17 protein-coding genes and 1 riboswitch are annotated in these 14,739 nt (G+C 72.7%); of the genes, 12 read left to right on the forward strand and 5 right to left on the reverse strand.

Annotation, left to right across the window (positions count from 1 at the left end):
- Nucleotides 1-7 precede the first annotated feature (7 nt).
- Nucleotides 8-140: riboswitch (cobalamin riboswitch) on the reverse strand.
- A gap of 132 nt (nt 141-272) precedes the next feature.
- The 3 genes from K377_RS31660 to K377_RS31670 form a co-directional block, all read right to left on the reverse strand.
- Entirely contained in the window at nt 273-494 is a 222-nt protein-coding gene (locus tag K377_RS31660) for a hypothetical protein (RefSeq protein ID WP_111667008.1), read from the reverse strand.
- A gap of 16 nt (nt 495-510) precedes the next feature.
- On the reverse strand, nt 511-1,788 hold the full coding sequence (locus K377_RS31665) for an inorganic phosphate transporter (RefSeq protein WP_111667009.1): 1,278 nt from the start codon (nt 1,786-1,788) through the stop codon (nt 511-513).
- 214 nt (nt 1,789-2,002) lie between these two features.
- Nucleotides 2,003-2,746 carry a lysozyme gene (locus tag K377_RS31670; RefSeq protein ID WP_111667010.1) on the reverse strand — a complete coding sequence of 248 codons (744 nt, stop codon included), beginning with the start codon at nt 2,744-2,746 and terminating at the stop codon, nt 2,003-2,005.
- Between the two features lie 177 nt (nt 2,747-2,923).
- Between K377_RS31670 and K377_RS31675 the strand changes: the two genes are divergently transcribed.
- From K377_RS31675 to K377_RS31685, 3 genes are all read left to right on the forward strand, one after another.
- Nucleotides 2,924-3,613: a class II aldolase/adducin family protein gene (locus tag K377_RS31675; RefSeq protein WP_237551551.1), complete on the forward strand. Its 690-nt coding sequence runs from the start codon at nt 2,924-2,926 to the stop codon at nt 3,611-3,613.
- Between the two features lie 120 nt (nt 3,614-3,733).
- Nucleotides 3,734-4,861, forward strand: coding sequence for an alpha/beta hydrolase (locus tag K377_RS31680; RefSeq protein WP_111667012.1), 1,128 nt, complete (start codon nt 3,734-3,736; stop codon nt 4,859-4,861).
- A gap of 101 nt (nt 4,862-4,962) precedes the next feature.
- A complete protein-coding gene (locus tag K377_RS31685) occupies nt 4,963-6,348 on the forward strand; it encodes a hypothetical protein (protein WP_161195054.1) in 1,386 nt (461 codons plus the stop codon).
- 18 nt (nt 6,349-6,366) lie between these two features.
- Here the strand turns inward: K377_RS31685 and K377_RS31690 are convergent, their stop codons facing one another.
- The gene (locus K377_RS31690) at nt 6,367-7,254 is read right to left on the reverse strand and encodes a neutral zinc metallopeptidase (protein WP_111667013.1); all 888 of its coding nucleotides are present in this window, start codon (nt 7,252-7,254) and stop codon (nt 6,367-6,369) included.
- Nucleotides 7,255-7,484: 230 nt separating this feature from the next.
- Between K377_RS31690 and K377_RS31695 the strand changes: the two genes are divergently transcribed.
- From K377_RS31695 to K377_RS31710, 4 genes are all read left to right on the forward strand, one after another.
- Entirely contained in the window at nt 7,485-8,273 is a 789-nt protein-coding gene (locus K377_RS31695; protein ID WP_181512687.1) for a hypothetical protein, read from the forward strand.
- 95 nt (nt 8,274-8,368) lie between these two features.
- Nucleotides 8,369-9,967, forward strand: coding sequence for a ribosomal protection-like ABC-F family protein (abc-f, locus tag K377_RS31700; RefSeq protein ID WP_111667014.1), 1,599 nt, complete (start codon nt 8,369-8,371; stop codon nt 9,965-9,967).
- Nucleotides 9,968-10,341: 374 nt separating this feature from the next.
- Complete coding sequence (locus K377_RS31705) at nt 10,342-10,563, forward strand: helix-turn-helix domain-containing protein (RefSeq protein WP_018533414.1); 222 nt, start codon at nt 10,342-10,344, stop codon at nt 10,561-10,563.
- Between the two features lie 153 nt (nt 10,564-10,716).
- Nucleotides 10,717-11,508, forward strand: coding sequence for an enoyl-CoA hydratase/isomerase family protein (locus tag K377_RS31710; RefSeq protein ID WP_111667015.1), 792 nt, complete (start codon nt 10,717-10,719; stop codon nt 11,506-11,508).
- A 7-nt stretch (nt 11,509-11,515) separates the two neighbouring features.
- Here the strand turns inward: K377_RS31710 and K377_RS31715 are convergent, their stop codons facing one another.
- Nucleotides 11,516-12,241 carry a nucleopolyhedrovirus P10 family protein gene (locus K377_RS31715; protein ID WP_111667016.1) on the reverse strand — a complete coding sequence of 242 codons (726 nt, stop codon included), beginning with the start codon at nt 12,239-12,241 and terminating at the stop codon, nt 11,516-11,518.
- 111 nt (nt 12,242-12,352) lie between these two features.
- Between K377_RS31715 and K377_RS31720 the strand changes: the two genes are divergently transcribed.
- From K377_RS31720 to amaP, 5 genes are read left to right on the forward strand one after another with little or no spacing between them, the layout of a single operon-like run.
- The gene (locus K377_RS31720) at nt 12,353-12,829 is read left to right on the forward strand and encodes an Asp23/Gls24 family envelope stress response protein (protein ID WP_111667017.1); all 477 of its coding nucleotides are present in this window, start codon (nt 12,353-12,355) and stop codon (nt 12,827-12,829) included.
- Nucleotides 12,830-12,878: 49 nt separating this feature from the next.
- Nucleotides 12,879-13,064, forward strand: coding sequence for a hypothetical protein (locus K377_RS31725; protein ID WP_111667018.1), 186 nt, complete (start codon nt 12,879-12,881; stop codon nt 13,062-13,064).
- A gap of 3 nt (nt 13,065-13,067) precedes the next feature.
- Nucleotides 13,068-13,403 carry an Asp23/Gls24 family envelope stress response protein gene (locus tag K377_RS31730; protein ID WP_111667019.1) on the forward strand — a complete coding sequence of 112 codons (336 nt, stop codon included), beginning with the start codon at nt 13,068-13,070 and terminating at the stop codon, nt 13,401-13,403.
- A complete protein-coding gene (locus tag K377_RS31735; RefSeq protein ID WP_111667020.1) occupies nt 13,400-14,062 on the forward strand; it encodes a DUF6286 domain-containing protein in 663 nt (220 codons plus the stop codon). The genes K377_RS31730 and K377_RS31735 overlap by 4 nt, the downstream gene beginning before the upstream one ends.
- A complete protein-coding gene (amaP, locus tag K377_RS31740) occupies nt 14,059-14,646 on the forward strand; it encodes an alkaline shock response membrane anchor protein AmaP (RefSeq protein ID WP_181512688.1) in 588 nt (195 codons plus the stop codon). Before K377_RS31735 ends, amaP begins: the two co-directional genes overlap by 4 nt.
- Nucleotides 14,647-14,739 lie beyond the last annotated feature (93 nt).

The raw sequence follows: 14,739 nt of genomic DNA on the forward strand, positions 1-14,739 counted from the left end.
CGCCCTGGTTCGACGAGACCGGCAGCGGGAGTTCCTGGCTCGCCCCCGGACGACCGGGGACTCACAGTGGCGGGACCGCGCCGGATTCGCACCGGCTTCCTCACCTGCTGCCGTATATGGCGTTGGAAGTGCACCACGCTCCGCGAAGGTGCGTCAACTTGCTGTTGACCTGGGGCGGGAGAGTGTGGGCAGGTCCACATCCCCGTACGGCCACGGACATGCGGCGGGCCCGGACCGATGAGGTCCGGGCCCGCCGAAAGGGCTGTCGCGGATCACGCCACGATCAGAAAGATCCCGTACGCCACGGCCGCCGCACACGCCGCGAAGCACGCGTACGCGCCCGAGACGGCGAGCGTCGCCGAGTCGCCCCGCTCCGCCGCCGACTCCTTCTTGGAGAGCCCGACGATGCCGAGGGTGAACAGGCCCACCAGGGCCACGGTGACCACGAGGCTGACTCCGAACACGGAACCGAGGGCCGCCCAGTCGATCTTCATAGCTGGTCCTGCTTCCTTACAGCGTGGCGCCGGCGGGGCGCGCGGGGTCGGCCGGCGCGGGGGCCGGGATGGTCGCCTTCATGTCTTCCGACTCCCCGGTGACCAGGGTGCCGACGGGCGGCGGGGTGACGGCGGCGATGGCCGTGGTCACGACACCGGCGGGCTCGGCGGCCGGCTCGGCGCCGGTGCCGATCTCGTCGTCGGTGACGTTCGTGTGGTCGATGGAGTCGCGGCGCGAGAGCTTCCAGATGATGCCCGAGCCGATCACGAGCAGCGCGGCGGTGAGGCCGATGCCCCAGGCGCCCTGCTTGGTGAGGAACTCGGCACCCGCGCCGACCAGACCGGCGGCCGGCAGGGTCAGGCCCCACGCGACGAACATCCGGGTCGCGGTCGACCAGCGGACGACACCGCCCTTGCGGCCGAGGCCGGAGCCCATGACGGCGCCGGAGCAGACCTGGGTGGTGGAGAGCGAGAAGCCGATGTGCGAGGAGGCGAGGATCGCCGTCGCGGCGGACGTCTGCGCGGCGAAACCCTGCTGCGGGGCGAGGTCGGTGAGGCCCTTGCCCATGGTGCGGATGATCCGCCAGCCGCCCAGGTACGTGCCGAGCGCGATGGCCGTACCGGCCGAGATGATGACCCACAGCGGCGGGTCGGCGTCGGGCGCGATGACCCCGCCGGTGATCAGGGCGAGGGTGATGATGCCCATCGTCTTCTGCGCGTCGTTCGTGCCGTGCGCGAGGGAGACGAGCCCGGCCGAGGCGATCTGGCCGGCGCGGTAGCCCTTCGAGGTGGCCCGCGCGTCGGTCTTGGCGCTGATCCGGTAGGTCAGGCGCGTGGCGAGCATCGCGGCGAGGCCGGCGACGATCGGCGCGGCGACCGCGGGGATGAGGATCTTGGTGACGACGGTGCCGCCGTTGACCGAGGACCAGCCCATCGACATGACCGCGGCGCCGATGAGGCCGCCGAACAGGGCGTGCGAGGAGCTGGACGGCAGACCGAGCAGCCAGGTCAGCAGATTCCAGAGGATGGCGCCGACGAGCGCCGCGAAGATGACCTCTGTTCTGAGGCCGTCCTCATTGATGATGCCGCCGGAGATGGTCTTGGCGACCTCGACCGAGAGGAACGCTCCGACGAGGTTCAGCACGGCGGACATGGCCACCGCCGTCTTGGGCTTCAGGGCGCCGGTCGAGATGGTCGTCGCCATCGCGTTGGCGGTGTCGTGGAAACCGTTGGTGAAATCAAAAACCAGTGCGGTAACGATCACGATCGCAAGGAGCAGCGTGATGTGTTCCATTTACCCAGGCTTCGGTTGGACGTCAGTGGCGGATCGAACGTAAGCACGTCGGGTGAACGGAAGATGAACTGGGCGGGGCATCGCGGTGACCCGATCCGGAGCGGGGGCGATCCGCTTGGCCCGTGGAGGTGGCACCGACTCCGGATCGGCCCGGGAGGAGACCCCTCGGAGCCCCGGAATACCGGGTTCCGAGGGACCTTGGTCCCTGGTCCGGCTAGCCCCGGGCGAACCTCCTCAGCTGAGCCATCGACCCGTTGAAGAGATTCTGGTCACCCGGCAGCCCGCCGCTGTTGTCGTACTGCCAGAACGTCCAGAACGACCACCCCCTGGGCAGCGACCCCGAGCTCTCGTCGTAGCGCGCGAGCCACAGGGCGTGGTTGGCGGCGAAGGCACCGCTGTTGCCGGTGCAGGTCTTCCACCAGTGGAAGTTCGTGTAGATCACCGGCCGCCGGCCGGTGAGCCGCACGACCTCGACGCTGAACGACGTGATCCACGAGACCAGTTTGCGCTTGCTCATGCCGTAGCACTTGTGCTTGCTGTACGGGTTGTACTCGATGTCGAGCGCGGGCGGCAGCGTCCAGCCGTCCCCCAGCCAGTCCCCGCCGTTGCGTACGAAGTACGCGGCCTGGGCCCGGCCCGAGGACTCGTCGGGCACCGCGAAGTGATAGGCGCCCCGGATGATGCCGACGTTGCGGGCGCCGTCGTACTGCTTCCAGAAGTACGGGTTCTTGTAGGTCGTGGACTCGGTCGCCTTCACATAGGTGAACGTGGCCCCCTTCCTCTTCGCCTTCGACCAGTCGACGTTCTTCTGGTGCGACGAGACGTCGTGCCCCTTCGGCCTCGCCGCTGCCTGGACGGGCAGCTCCGTCAGGACCGTCGCTCCCATGGTCAGTGCGGTGACGGTCACCGTCGCGAGCAGGCACGCACGACGACGGGACGGTTTGCTGTCACGAGCCATAATTCCCCCCGAATGGCGACGTGCAAATCCCCCAGAGATTATCGGAAGATCCGGACCTGCCCGTCGAACCCCAGCCAAAAGCCCTCAGTGGGCAGATACGTGCCCATAACGGAGCTACCGGACTCCTCTCCTCCGCACCCGTCCCGCTCGCCCTCCGCGGCTGGCAGGATGCCCGCCATGACGGACACCGGGGACACGAGGAACGCGACGGATCACGGCCGGGCCTGGGCGGAACTGGTGGCGACGGCCCGCAGAACGGTCGCCGACGGACTCGTCGTCGGCACCTCCGGCAATGTCTCCGTACGCGTCCGCGACGGCGGCAGCGGCGAGGACCTGATCCTCGTCACCCCGAGCGGGGTCCCGTACGACCGGCTGGGCCCGGACGACCTCGTCGCCGTCGGCCTCGACGGCACCCGCCGCGCCGGAACCCTCACCCCGACCAGCGAACTGCCCCTGCACCTCGCGCTCCACCGGAACACCCGCGCGCGGGCCGTCGTGCACACCCACGCGGTGCACGCCACCGCCGTCTCCACGCTCGTCCCGGAACTCCCGCCCGTCCACTACATGGCCGCAGCCCTCGGCGGCACCGTCCGGGTCGCCCCCTACGCGACGTACGGCACCGAGGAGTTGGCCGAGAACATGCTCGCCGCTCTGACCGGGCGCACCGCGTGTCTCCTGCAGAACCACGGCACCGTCACCTACGGGGACTCCCTCGCCCAGGCCTACGACCGCACCGCCCAGCTGGAATGGATGTGCCGCCTCTGGCTCACGGCCCACTCCGTCCCCGGACTGCGTCCCTCCCTGCTGAGCGAGGAACAGATGGCGGAGGCGGCCAGGAAGCTCGACGGGTACGGGCAGCAGCCCTAGCCCAGCCCGGGAGCCCCGGTGCGAGGAATCCGTACGCTCATTCCGTCCCGCCCGGCACACGCGTCACTCGCATCCTCCGTCCCGCTGGCCCGGGCGCGCCAGGGCCCCGACACTGGACGAGTGCGCACCGCCAAAGCGACGGCCGCTGCCGTCACCGCCGTCATCGGGGCCTCGGCCGCCGCCATCGCCGCCGGCCGCCTGGCCAGCGACGCCGCGCTCAAGGCGCCCGCAGGACGCCCCCTGCCCACCGAGCCCCGGCTCACCGTCCACGCCCTCGCCGCGGGACACATCACCCTCAGCCGGGACCTCGCCTCCCAGTACCCCGGCACCTACGGACTCGCGGGCGACGGCTTCCACGCCGTCGTCGGGCCCGTCGTCGCCTCGGCCCCGCACCCCGCGGACACCGTCGTACGCCGCCTGGAGCGGGTCACCCACGGCACCCTCGAACCCGGCGCGCGGGCCTGGCTCACGCCCCAGGTGCACATCGGCGACCCCAAGTCCGCGCTCGGCCTCGACCACGCCGACATCGACATCCCGGGCGAACTCGGCCCGCTGCCCGCCTGGTTCGTGCCCGGCGCCCGCGACACCTGGATCATCACGGCGCACGGCCTCGGCACCACCCGCGAGCACCCCATGAACCTCATGGCGTTCCTGCACCGGCAGCAGTTCCCCGTCCTGGACCTCGCCTACCGCGGCGACCTCGGCGCGCCCCGCTCCCCGGACGGCCTGAACCACCTCGGCGAGTCCGAGTGGCGCGACCTCGACGCGGCCCTGCGCTACGCCGTGCGCTACGGCGCCCGCCGCGTCGTCGTCCTCGGCTTCTCCACCGGCGCCGCGATGGCCCTGCACGCCGCCGCCCACTCCGCGCTGCGCGACCGGATCGCCGGACTGGTCCTGGACAGCCCGGTGCTGTCCTGGGAGACCACCCTGCGCGCCCTCGCCGCCGCCCGCCGCATCCCCGGCGCGCTGCTGCCGCTCGCGGTGCGCGCCGCCCAGGGACGCACCGGCCTGACCGGCGACCGGCTCGCGGACGCCGCCGACCCGCGCCTGCTCAAGGTCCCCACCCTCGTACTGCACGGCCCCGACGACGAGGTCGCCCCCTGGGGCCTCTCCCGCCAACTGGCCGCCCGCCGCCCGGACCTGATCTCCCTGCACACGGTCGACGAGGCCCCGCACAACGCCATGTGGAACGCGGACCCGACGACGTACGAGGAGACCCTGCGGCGCTTCCTGACACCGCTGATGTGAATGCGGCGCGGGGCCCCGACGGCGGGCCCCGCACCCCGGGGCGGGCGCCGAACACAGGGCCGCGTTTGGGAATTCGCGGGGTCACCCTGGAGACTGCTCCAGTGACGTCCCGTACCCCGCGCGACTCCAGGCTCCGACTAGTCCGCCCCCGCCGCCAGCCGCTGGCCCCCGCTGCCCCGCGCCGAGTGGCCCGTCCCGCCCCGCGCCCCCCGGAGGGCACCCCGCCCCCCGCCGAACTCGCCCGCGCCGCGCGCGAGGGCCTGGCCGCCGCCGTCCGCGTGGCGCGCTGGGCGGACGCCACGCTCAGCCCCGGCAACCACACCGCCGCCGGGGACGGCAAGGGCACCCTCTCCGACGCCACCGCGCGCCGCGCCGCCGACGACCTCGGCCTGAGCGTCGAGCGGGTCCGCGCCGACTGGGACACCGCACGCCTGGCCGGCCTCGTCGAGGTGCACGGCGACAGCGCCCGCCCCGGCTGGCGGCTGCGCGCCTGGGACCGCGACGACACCGCCGTGCTGCGCGGCTGGGTCGCCCTGTTCGACGCCTGGTCGCTGGTCCATCCGGCGCCGGACGCCCTGGAGCCCGCCGCGGTCGCCGAAGTCGTCGAGGCCGTCCCGCAGTTGCTGTCCTTCCTCCAGCTCATGGCGGGCCCCGTCGCGGCGGCCCAGCTCCTGGACCTCCTCGACCAGCGGGTCGTCGAACTGCGCACCGAGCGCTGCGAGATCCCCTTCGGGCCGCAGCCGGAGCCGACCCCGCCCGAGGACACCCCGCTGCGCCCGCTGCTCGACTGGTCCCTGCACGGCCTCGCCTCCGTCGGCGCGCTCACCTACGCCGACGGACAGGCCACCCTCACCCCGCTCGGCAGCTGGGCGGTCTGGGTCAAGCTGGAGCAGATCTGCGTCGCCGCCCAGTCCCCGGCCGGGAACATCGAGGTCAGCGCCGAGGACATGCTGCGCGGCTGCGCCCGCCTGCGGCCCAACGCGGCCCGCGCCGAGTACCGGGCCTGGCTCGCCGCCCGCGACGTCGGCACCGCCGTCATCGACCTGATCGAGGCCGCCCGCGGCGAGGACGCCCTGCTGCGCGGCCTCGCCTTCGAGGCGCTGCGCGTCGTCGGCGGCCCCGCCGAGCCCGAGGTGCGGCGCGCCGCGGACGAGCCGGGTCTGCGCCCCTACGCGCTGCTCTGGCTCGCCGAGGCGGAGGGCGCCGACCCCGAGGACGTGCACACGGTCCTCACCCGCGAGGAGGCCACCTGGCTGTGGGTCGACACCGCGGCGGCCGTCGCCGACCACGGTGAGGCGCCGCTGCTCGTGCGTCACCTGGAGTCCGCCGTGCAGCCGACCGTGCCCGCGCTGATCGCGGAGGTCCGCGCCGTCGGCCACCCCCGCACCGTGCAGGTGCTCGTCGCCCTCGCCGCCGCCCACCCCGACCCGGCCCTCGCGAAGGCGGTCCGCCGCGCGGCCTTCCAGGTCCACACCGGCGGGGCCTGACGGCTCACGCCCGCTGGGCTAGCCGAAGGTGTTGCAGCGGCCCATGTCGCCGGTCCTGTAGCCCTGGTAGAACCACTGCTGGCGCTGCTGGGCCGAGCCGTGCGTCCACGACTCGGGCGTCACCCGGCCCTGGAAACGCTCCTGGATCCGGTCGTCGCCCACCGCGGCGGCCGCGTCCAGACCGTCCTGGATGTCGGCGTCGGTCAGGCTGGTGATCAGCGGGCGCCCGGTCGACTCGTCGGGCGTCCGCGTCGCGCCGTGGGCCCACACGCCCGCGTAGCAGTCGGCCTGGAGCTCCACCTTCACGGCGTTGCTGTTCTGCCCCGTGCGGCCGTCCTGCGAGCGCGACAGCGTGCCCATCAGGTTCTGCACGTGGTGCCCGTACTCGTGCGCCACGACGTACGCCTGCGCGAACGGTCCGCCGCTGGAGCCGAACTTGGTGCGCAGCTCGTCGAAGAAGCCGAGGTCGAGATAGACCTTGCGGTCGCCGGGGCAGTAGAAGGGCCCCACGGCCGACGTCGCCGCCCCGCACGCGGTGCTCACCCGGTTGGTGAAGAACACCGTGGAGGCGCCGCTGTAACGGGCGTTGCGGCGCGCGAACTCCTGCCGCCAGAAGTCCTGCACGCTGTTGACCACCGCGACGATCCGGCAGTCGTCCTTGCTGTTGGCGTCCGATCCCGTACGGCACTGCTGCTGGACCTGCGCCGCGCTCGACACGGACGTCGCGGGCGTGCCGGAGCCGTCCGAGGAGAGGCCGAACTGGTCGGTGCCGAAGAACAGGCCGAGCACCAGCGCCAGCAGACCGGCGAGACCGCCGCCGATCGTCGCCCGCCCGCCGGGCACCCGGCTGCCCCGCTGGTCCTGGACCTCGGACGTGTCCAGGTTGGCGTCGTCGTCGAACTGCATGCTCGTACCGCCCTCTCGCCGGAACCCACCCTGATCATCCTGTTACGTGCCGCGGGGCCCGGCCCTGATCCGGCGGCCGAACGGGGGACGCGCGCGCCCGCGCACGCCGTGTCGCCGTCGCCCGGCGACCCGCTCACCCGGCTCCACGGCTACGCTCCGCACCTGATTCGTGGCCTTTCGTGAGAAATCTCGTGGTTCGTGGTTCGTGGTGAGGAATGAGGGGGCGTGCGATGGCGGTGCTGCCGCTCGACGCGACAGCAGGGCAGAGCCCCGCACGGCCTGCGGCGCGTCCCGTACGTCCGCCGAGGCGCCGGCCGCGCGCCGCGTCCCTCCTGCCGCCGCTCGCCGTCCTGCTCGCGCTGCTGCTGATCGGCGCGGCCCAGGGCGCGCGCCCGCACCCGTTCGGCGACCACCTCGCGCGCGTGGCGGGCGGTTCCGGCGCGTCCGCGCCCGCCCTGCGCATGAGCGGCGGCGCGGTCGAGGCGTACGACGCGGAGGGGACCCGCTGGCGGCACGCGCGTGAGGGGCGGCGGGCGCTCGCCGTGCTGCCCGCCGCCGGGCATGCCTTCGCGCTGTGGAGCGACGGCCTGGTCACCGACACCGAGCGCCGCACCGCGGCCGCCGTGCGCTGGCACCGCGCGGTCCCGGACGCCGCACCCTGGCTGCGCACCCCGGGGGCGCACGGCGGCGCCGGGGTCCTCCAGCCGCTCGACCCGGCGGCCCGGATGCTCGCCGTCGTCACCCCGCACCGCATCGCCGCCTACCGCACCGCCGACGGCGACCTGCGCTGGGTGCTGCCCGCGCGCGCGGGCTGCGCGTTCGCCCCGGCGAGCACCGCGCGGCGGGGGGCCGCACTGCTGATCGCACAGCCCTGCGCGGGAGACGACACCGCCTGGACCGAGCAGATCGTCGCCGTCGACGACCTCGGCGGGATCGCCCCGGACCGGACGCCCCTGGGCAACGAGCTGCCGGAGCCCGGTCCGGGACGCGTGGGAAAAGCCCTTGCATCCCACCGGTAAGCTGGGCTGTATGACGTTTCTTCTCTGGGTGCATTAGCGGCGCAGACCGGCCCCCGACCCGTCAATCAGCCGTTCACTGCCCTGGAGACCCACCCGTGATCACCGCATCCGGTATCGAACTGCGCGCAGGCGCCCGCATCCTCATCGAGAACGCCAACTTCCGTGTCGCCAAGGGCGACCGCATCGGCCTCGTCGGGCGCAACGGCGCGGGCAAGACCACCCTCACCAAGTGCCTGGCCGGTGAGGGCATCCCGGCCGGCGGCACCATCTCCCGCTCCGGCGAGGTCGGCTATCTGCCGCAGGACCCGCGCACCGGCGACCTCGACGTGCTCGCCCGCGACCGCATCCTGTCGGCCCGCGGCCTCGACACCCTGATGCGCAAGATGCGCGAGAACGAGCAGCGCATCGCCAACGGCACGGGCGCCACCCAGGCCAAGGCCCTCAAGCAGTACGAGCGCCAGGAGACGGAGTTCCTCACCAAGGGCGGGTACGCCGCCGAGGCCGAGGCCGCCACCATCGCCGCCGCGCTCAACCTCCCGGACCGGGTGCTCGGCCAGCCCCTGCACACCCTCTCCGGCGGTCAGCGACGCCGTATCGAGCTGGCCCGCATCCTCTTCTCGGACGCGGACACCCTCCTCCTCGACGAGCCCACGAACCACCTGGACGCGGACTCGATCGTCTGGCTGCGCGACTACCTGAAGAGCTACAGCGGCGGCTTCATCGTGATCTCCCACGACGTCGACCTGGTCGAGACGGTCGTCAACAAGGTCTTCTACCTGGACGCGAACCGCTCCCAGATCGACGTCTACAACATGGGCTGGAAGCTCTACCAGCAGCAGCGCGAGGCCGACGAGAAGCGCCGCAAGCGCGAGCGGCAGAACGCCGAGAAGAAGGCCGCGTCGCTGAACGCGCAGGCGGACAAGATGCGCGCCAAGGCCACCAAGACCGTCGCCGCGCAGAACATGGCCAAGCGCGCCGACAAGCTCCTCGCCGGCCTCGAGGCGGTCCGCCAGTCCGACAAGGTCGCCAAGCTGCGCTTCCCCGAGCCCGCGCCCTGCGGCAAGACGCCGCTGATGGCCGAGGGCCTGTCGAAGTCGTACGGCTCGCTCGAGATCTTCACCGACGTCGACCTGGCCATCGACAAGGGCTCCCGCGTCGTCATCCTCGGGCTGAACGGTGCGGGCAAGACCACCCTGCTCCGCCTCCTCGCGGGCACCGAGAAGCCCGACACCGGCGAGGTCGTCGAGGGCCACGGCCTCAAGCTCGGCTACTACGCCCAGGAGCACGAGACCCTCGACCCCGAGCGCTCCGTCCTGGAGAACATGCGCTCGTCCGCGCCCGACCTGGACCTCGTGGAGGTCCGCAAGGTGCTCGGCTCGTTCCTGTTCTCCGGCGACGACGTCGACAAGCCCGCGGGCGTGCTCTCCGGCGGCGAGAAGACCCGGCTCGCCCTCGCGACCCTGGTGGTCTCGGCGGCCAACGTGCTGCTCCTCGACGAGCCCACGAACAACCTCGACCCCGCCAGCCGCGAGGAGATCCTCGGCGCGCTGCGCACCTACAAGGGCGCCGTCGTCCTCGTCACGCACGACGAGGGAGCCGTCGAGGCGCTGCAGCCGGAGCGGATCATCCTGCTCCCGGACGGCGTCGAGGACCTGTGGGGCCAGACCTACGCGGATCTCGTCGCGCTCGCCTGACCGGCGCCCGGCCGCCCGGGAGCCGTCAGCACAGCGTGATCGAAGAGATGATCCACTCGGTATGGATCATTCGGCCGAGCCGTGATCCTTCATATGGGTGAGATCGCCTCGTACCGAGGTGTGTCCTACACGGATTTCGCCCGCTCATCGGGGCTGAAGCCCTTGGGGCGCCTGGGCAGTCGCTGACCTGCCGGTTTTTTCGAGGGGGTGGTTCCGGGGGGTGCGAAAAGCCTCCGGAATCACGAATTCCACTCGTGTGGATCCCCTTCGGGACGGGAATTCCCGGTCCACGGACCTTGCCGAATGGGTGGCCAGGACGGCCATGAGGGGTGATCATGGGAAATCCAGAGCGCACTTCCCATGAGGAGGCACGGGTGGCCGAGACTCTGAAGAAGGGCAGCCGGGTGACCGGCGCCGCGCGCGACAAGCTCGCGGCAGACCTGAAGAAGAAGTACGACTCCGGTGCGAGCATCCGGGCACTGGCCGAGGAAACCGGCCGCTCGTATGGCTTCGTCCACCGGATGCTCAGCGAGTCCGGGGTCACGCTGCGCGGTCGCGGCGGGGCCACGCGAGGCAAGAAGGCCGCGGCAAGCTGACGCGGCCGGCCCGTCCGCTCCCGGGCGGTGCGGGCCGCACAGGATCTCTCGGTACCACCCGGTCGGTTCCCCGATCGGCCGGGTGGTTACTGTGCAGTCACTTAGGTCGTCCACGTCGTCCGTGGACACGACTGCGCAGACTCGGAGGCCCAGATGGCTACGCTCGCACCCCTGCTCGACAAGGACGGGGTCCGGCTCACCGTCGACGATGCCGTCGCCACGGTGACCCTGACCAACCCGGACAAGCGCAACGCTCAGTCTCCCGCTCTGTGGCGGGCGTTGACGGAAGCCGGGCGGTCACTGCCGGGCTCCGTGCGGGTCGTCGTGGTGCGCGGTGAGGGCAAGTCCTTCTCCGCGGGTCTCGACCGTCAGGCGTTCACGCCCGAGGGTTTCGACGGCGAGCCGTCCTTCATCGACCTGGCACGCGGCGGCGACGATCTTCTGGACACGACGATCGCCGAGTACCAGGACGCTTTCACCTGGCTGCGGCGCAGCGACATCCTGTCCGTCGCCGCGGTCCAGGGCCATGCGATCGGCGCGGGCTTCCAGCTCGCCCTCTCCTGTGACCTGCGCGTCGTCGCCGACGACGTGCAGTTCTCCATGCGCGAGACCAGCCTCGGGCTCGTACCGGACCTGACCGGCACGCACCCCCTCGTCTCGCTCGTCGGATACGCGCGCGCCCTGGAGATCTGCGTGACCGGGCGCTACGTGCACGCCGACGAGGCCGTGGCCAGTGGCCTGGCCAATGTCGCCGTGCCCGCGGACGCCCTGGACGCGGCCACGTCCGACCTGACCGGCGCGCTCCTCGCCGCGCCGCGCGACGCCGTGATCGAGACCAAGGCGCTGCTTCAGGGCGCCTCCCGCCGGACCCTCGACGAGCAGCGCGTCGCCGAGCGGGCCGCGCAGGGACGCCGGCTGCGGGACCTGGCCGGCCTCGGCGACTGACCCGTTCTCAGGGGGTCACTTCGGTGACCAGCACCGCGACGCTCGGGCCGTCGGTGAGCGCCGTGGACACGGCCTCGCGGACGGCCCGCGCCACGTCCAGGGCCCGGTGCGACGAGGACACCGCCAGCTCCACCCGGACGTGCCGGTGCGCCAGCGCGGCCGGGGCGGAGGTCTCCTCGATGTGCACCGCCCGGCCCAGACCGCCCAGCGCGCCCGTCAGCCGCACCACCCCGGCGACCCCTTGCGCCGCCCGCGCCACGCGGCCCTCGTCACCGTCCGCGGCGGACTCCTCGGCCGGGGCGGGAGCGGACTCCGGCTTTTCCTCCCGCTCCGGTTCGGCGTCGAGCAGCGCCGTCACCTGGAGATCCACCTCGGCCACCACCAGGCCGAGCCCGTCCCGCGCCGCCTGTTCGAGCGCCTCCCGCAACCGCGCCGCCGCTCGCGGCAACGGCTCGTCGGCCGTCGCCGCGCACTCCGCCCCGATCCGCAGCGGCCCCGGCGGCAGCGCGCTCGGCGGGGCCGGCACCACGGACGTGTACGAGCCGTCCGGATCGGCCGGAGCGAGTCGCAGCGACCCCAGCCGCACCCCGCTCACCGCGGCCGCGGACCGGCGCAGGGCCCCCGCCGCCGCGACCTCCGTGATCCACGCGCCGTCACCCGGTCCGCCCAGTGGCAGCAGCCTGCCGAATCCGAGCTGTTGCCGCACTGCCTGTGCCCATCGGTCTGCCATCATCCACCCAGGCTGCCTCATCCCGGGCGCGGGCTCGGGTAACCGCACTTAGTGTGGGCAAAAGAAGACAGGATCCCGCAGGGAGACCGCATCTCACAAGAGGGGACACCCCCGATGAGCGACACCTCACAGAAGCCGGGCGAGACGCCCGCCTCCGCGCCCACGAGCCGGGCCAACGTGACCAAGAAGGGCGGCGGCGACCCCGCGGGCCGCGGCCGCACCTCCATCGCCGACGGCGTCGTCGAGAAGATCGCCGGACTCGCCGCACGCGACGTCCTCGGCGTGCACGCGATGGGCAGCGGCCTCTCGCGCACCTTCGGCGCCGTCCGTGACCGCGTGCCCGGCGGATCCACCAAGTCCGTCTCCCGCGGGGTCAAGGCCGAGGTCGGCGAGGTGCAGACCGCGCTCGACCTGGAGATCGTCGTCGAGTACGGCGTGTCGATCGCGGACACCGCGCGCGCCGTACGGGAGAACGTGATCGCGGCCGTCGAGCGCATGACGGGTCTCGAAGTCGTCGAGGTGAACATCGCCGTCAGCGATGTGAAGCTGCCGGACGAGGAAGACGAAGAGCCGGAGTCACGGCTCCAGTGACCGTACTGCGTAGCGGGCTTGGCAGAAGGCCCCGGAGAAGGAGCGCACGATGAATCTGGCCGTGGTCGGCATGATCGCCGGCATGGCCCTCGGATTCGCCGGATACTTCGGCGGCTTCGGGGCCTTCCTGCTGGTGGCGGCGCTCGGCGCCATCGGTTTCGTCGCGGGCCGGTTCCTCGAAGGGGACCTGGAACCCGGCGAGTTCTTCCGCGCCCGCGGCGACCGGCGGCGGTGACCGGTGGCGGCACAGGTCGCGCCTGCCGAGCGCGGCGCGACCCGGATCGCCGACCGGGTCGTCGCGAAGATCGCCGCGCACGCGGCACGTGAGGCGCTGGACACGATTCCCGAGGACGGTGCGCCCCCGCACGCCACGGTCAGCGTGCACCAGGACACCGCGCGCGTGCGCATCAGCCTGGAACTCGGTTTCCCGGCGGACATCGGCGCCCAGTGCGGTGCCGTGCGTCGTCAAGTGACCGAGCGGGTAAGGACGTTGGCAGGCATGGAGGTGCCGGAGGTGGCCGTCCTCGTGGAGCGGCTGCACTCGGCGGACACCGACCGGGGGAGGATCCGATGAGCGAGCCCACCCAGCGGATGCCGGTGGTCGAGCGCGGCCCGACCGGCGCCGACGGCCTTGACCAGTCGGCGTCCGCGGCCGCCTACGAGCCGCGTCCCACCCTGGAGGGCGAGGAGAAGTCCGCCAGGTTCTGGTCGGGCCGGCGGATCCCGGCCGGGCTCGCGGCCCTGGTGCTGCTCGGCGGTGCCGGCGTGCTGCTGTACGACATCGCCGCCGTGCGGGCCGGGCGCGACGCCATGCAGTGGCGCCGCACCCTCGCCGACGACCTCGCCACCCGTCCCCTCGACGACACCGCCGTACTGATCGGCGCCGGAGTCGCCGCCGCGCTCGGCCTCTGGCTGATCGTCCTCGCGGTGACACCCGGACTGCGCGCGGTCCTTCCGATGCGCAGGACCCACACCGACATCCGCGCGGGCCTGCACCGGGACGCCGCCGCCATGGTGCTGCGCGACCGGGCCATGGAAGTGGCGGGCGTGCAGTCCGTACGGGTCCGGATGAAGCGGTCCAAGGTGGATGTGCGGGCGGTCTCGCACTTCCGCGAACTCGACGACGTACGGGCCGACCTGGACAGCGCGCTGGGCGACGGCATCACCGGGCTCGGCCTCGGATCGGCGCCCCGCCTCTCGGTGCGCGTGGCCCGGCCCGGACGGAAGGGATGACGGCGGTGCTCAGAACCGTGAACCGGATCCTGCTCGGTCTCCTCGGCCTGCTCCTGGTCGTCGGCGGCGGCTCGGTGCTCGCCGTGGGGCTCGGGGTGAAGCCGCCGTCCTGGTGGATCCACGACGGCAAGGACGACGTTCTGCTGAGCGTCGCCGACCGGCAGCGCTGGCGCGCCGACGGCTGGTGGTGGCCGGTGGTGATCGCCGCGCTCGGCGTCGTCGTGCTGCTCGCGCTGTGGTGGCTGGTCGCCCAGTTCCGCCGGCGCCGGCTCAGCGAGGTGCTGGTCGACACGGGTGACGGCGAGGGCGCGCTGCTGCGCGGCCGGGCCCTGGAGAGCGTCCTGGTGAGCGGCGCCGAGGCGCAGGACGGCGTGGAGCGGGCCGGCGCCATGCTGACCGGCCGCCGCTCGACCCCGCAGGCGAAGGTGTCCCTCACCCTCGCCCCGCACGCCTCCCCGGGCGCCACCCTGGACCACCTCGGCGAGCAGGCCCTGACCCAGGCGAGAGAATCGGCGGGCCTGGCGTCCCTCCCGGCCGAGGTCAGGCTGAAGGCGGTCAAGCACCGCGCGGAACGGGTGAGCTGAGAGAACCGCCCTTCAAGCCCGTCCGGCGTTTTCCTTTCAAGCCCGGTGCGGCACCCTCCAGCCCGTCCGGCGATTGAGGACGAGCCCGAAGGG

The sequence above is a fragment of the Streptomyces sp. PsTaAH-137 genome, from assembly GCF_003259365.1.
Taxonomy (GTDB): Bacteria; Actinomycetota; Actinomycetes; order Streptomycetales; family Streptomycetaceae; genus Streptomyces.

Coding starts and splice junctions, on each gene's coding strand:
- K377_RS31660 (WP_111667008.1), bottom strand. CDS start 494: ATGAAGATCGACTGGGCGGCCCTCGGTTCCGTGTTCGGAGTCAGCCTC.
- K377_RS31665 (WP_111667009.1), bottom strand. CDS start 1,788: ATGGAACACATCACGCTGCTCCTTGCGATCGTGATCGTTACCGCACTG.
- K377_RS31670 (WP_111667010.1), bottom strand. CDS start 2,746: ATGGCTCGTGACAGCAAACCGTCCCGTCGTCGTGCGTGCCTGCTCGCG.
- K377_RS31675 (WP_237551551.1), top strand. CDS start 2,924: ATGACGGACACCGGGGACACGAGGAACGCGACGGATCACGGCCGGGCC.
- K377_RS31690 (WP_111667013.1), bottom strand. CDS start 7,254: ATGCAGTTCGACGACGACGCCAACCTGGACACGTCCGAGGTCCAGGAC.
- K377_RS31695 (WP_181512687.1), top strand. CDS start 7,485: ATGGCGGTGCTGCCGCTCGACGCGACAGCAGGGCAGAGCCCCGCACGG.
- K377_RS31710 (WP_111667015.1), top strand. CDS start 10,717: ATGGCTACGCTCGCACCCCTGCTCGACAAGGACGGGGTCCGGCTCACC.
- K377_RS31715 (WP_111667016.1), bottom strand. CDS start 12,241: ATGATGGCAGACCGATGGGCACAGGCAGTGCGGCAACAGCTCGGATTC.
- K377_RS31720 (WP_111667017.1), top strand. CDS start 12,353: ATGAGCGACACCTCACAGAAGCCGGGCGAGACGCCCGCCTCCGCGCCC.
- K377_RS31725 (WP_111667018.1), top strand. CDS start 12,879: ATGAATCTGGCCGTGGTCGGCATGATCGCCGGCATGGCCCTCGGATTC.
- K377_RS31735 (WP_111667020.1), top strand. CDS start 13,400: ATGAGCGAGCCCACCCAGCGGATGCCGGTGGTCGAGCGCGGCCCGACC.
- amaP (WP_181512688.1), top strand. CDS start 14,059: ATGACGGCGGTGCTCAGAACCGTGAACCGGATCCTGCTCGGTCTCCTC.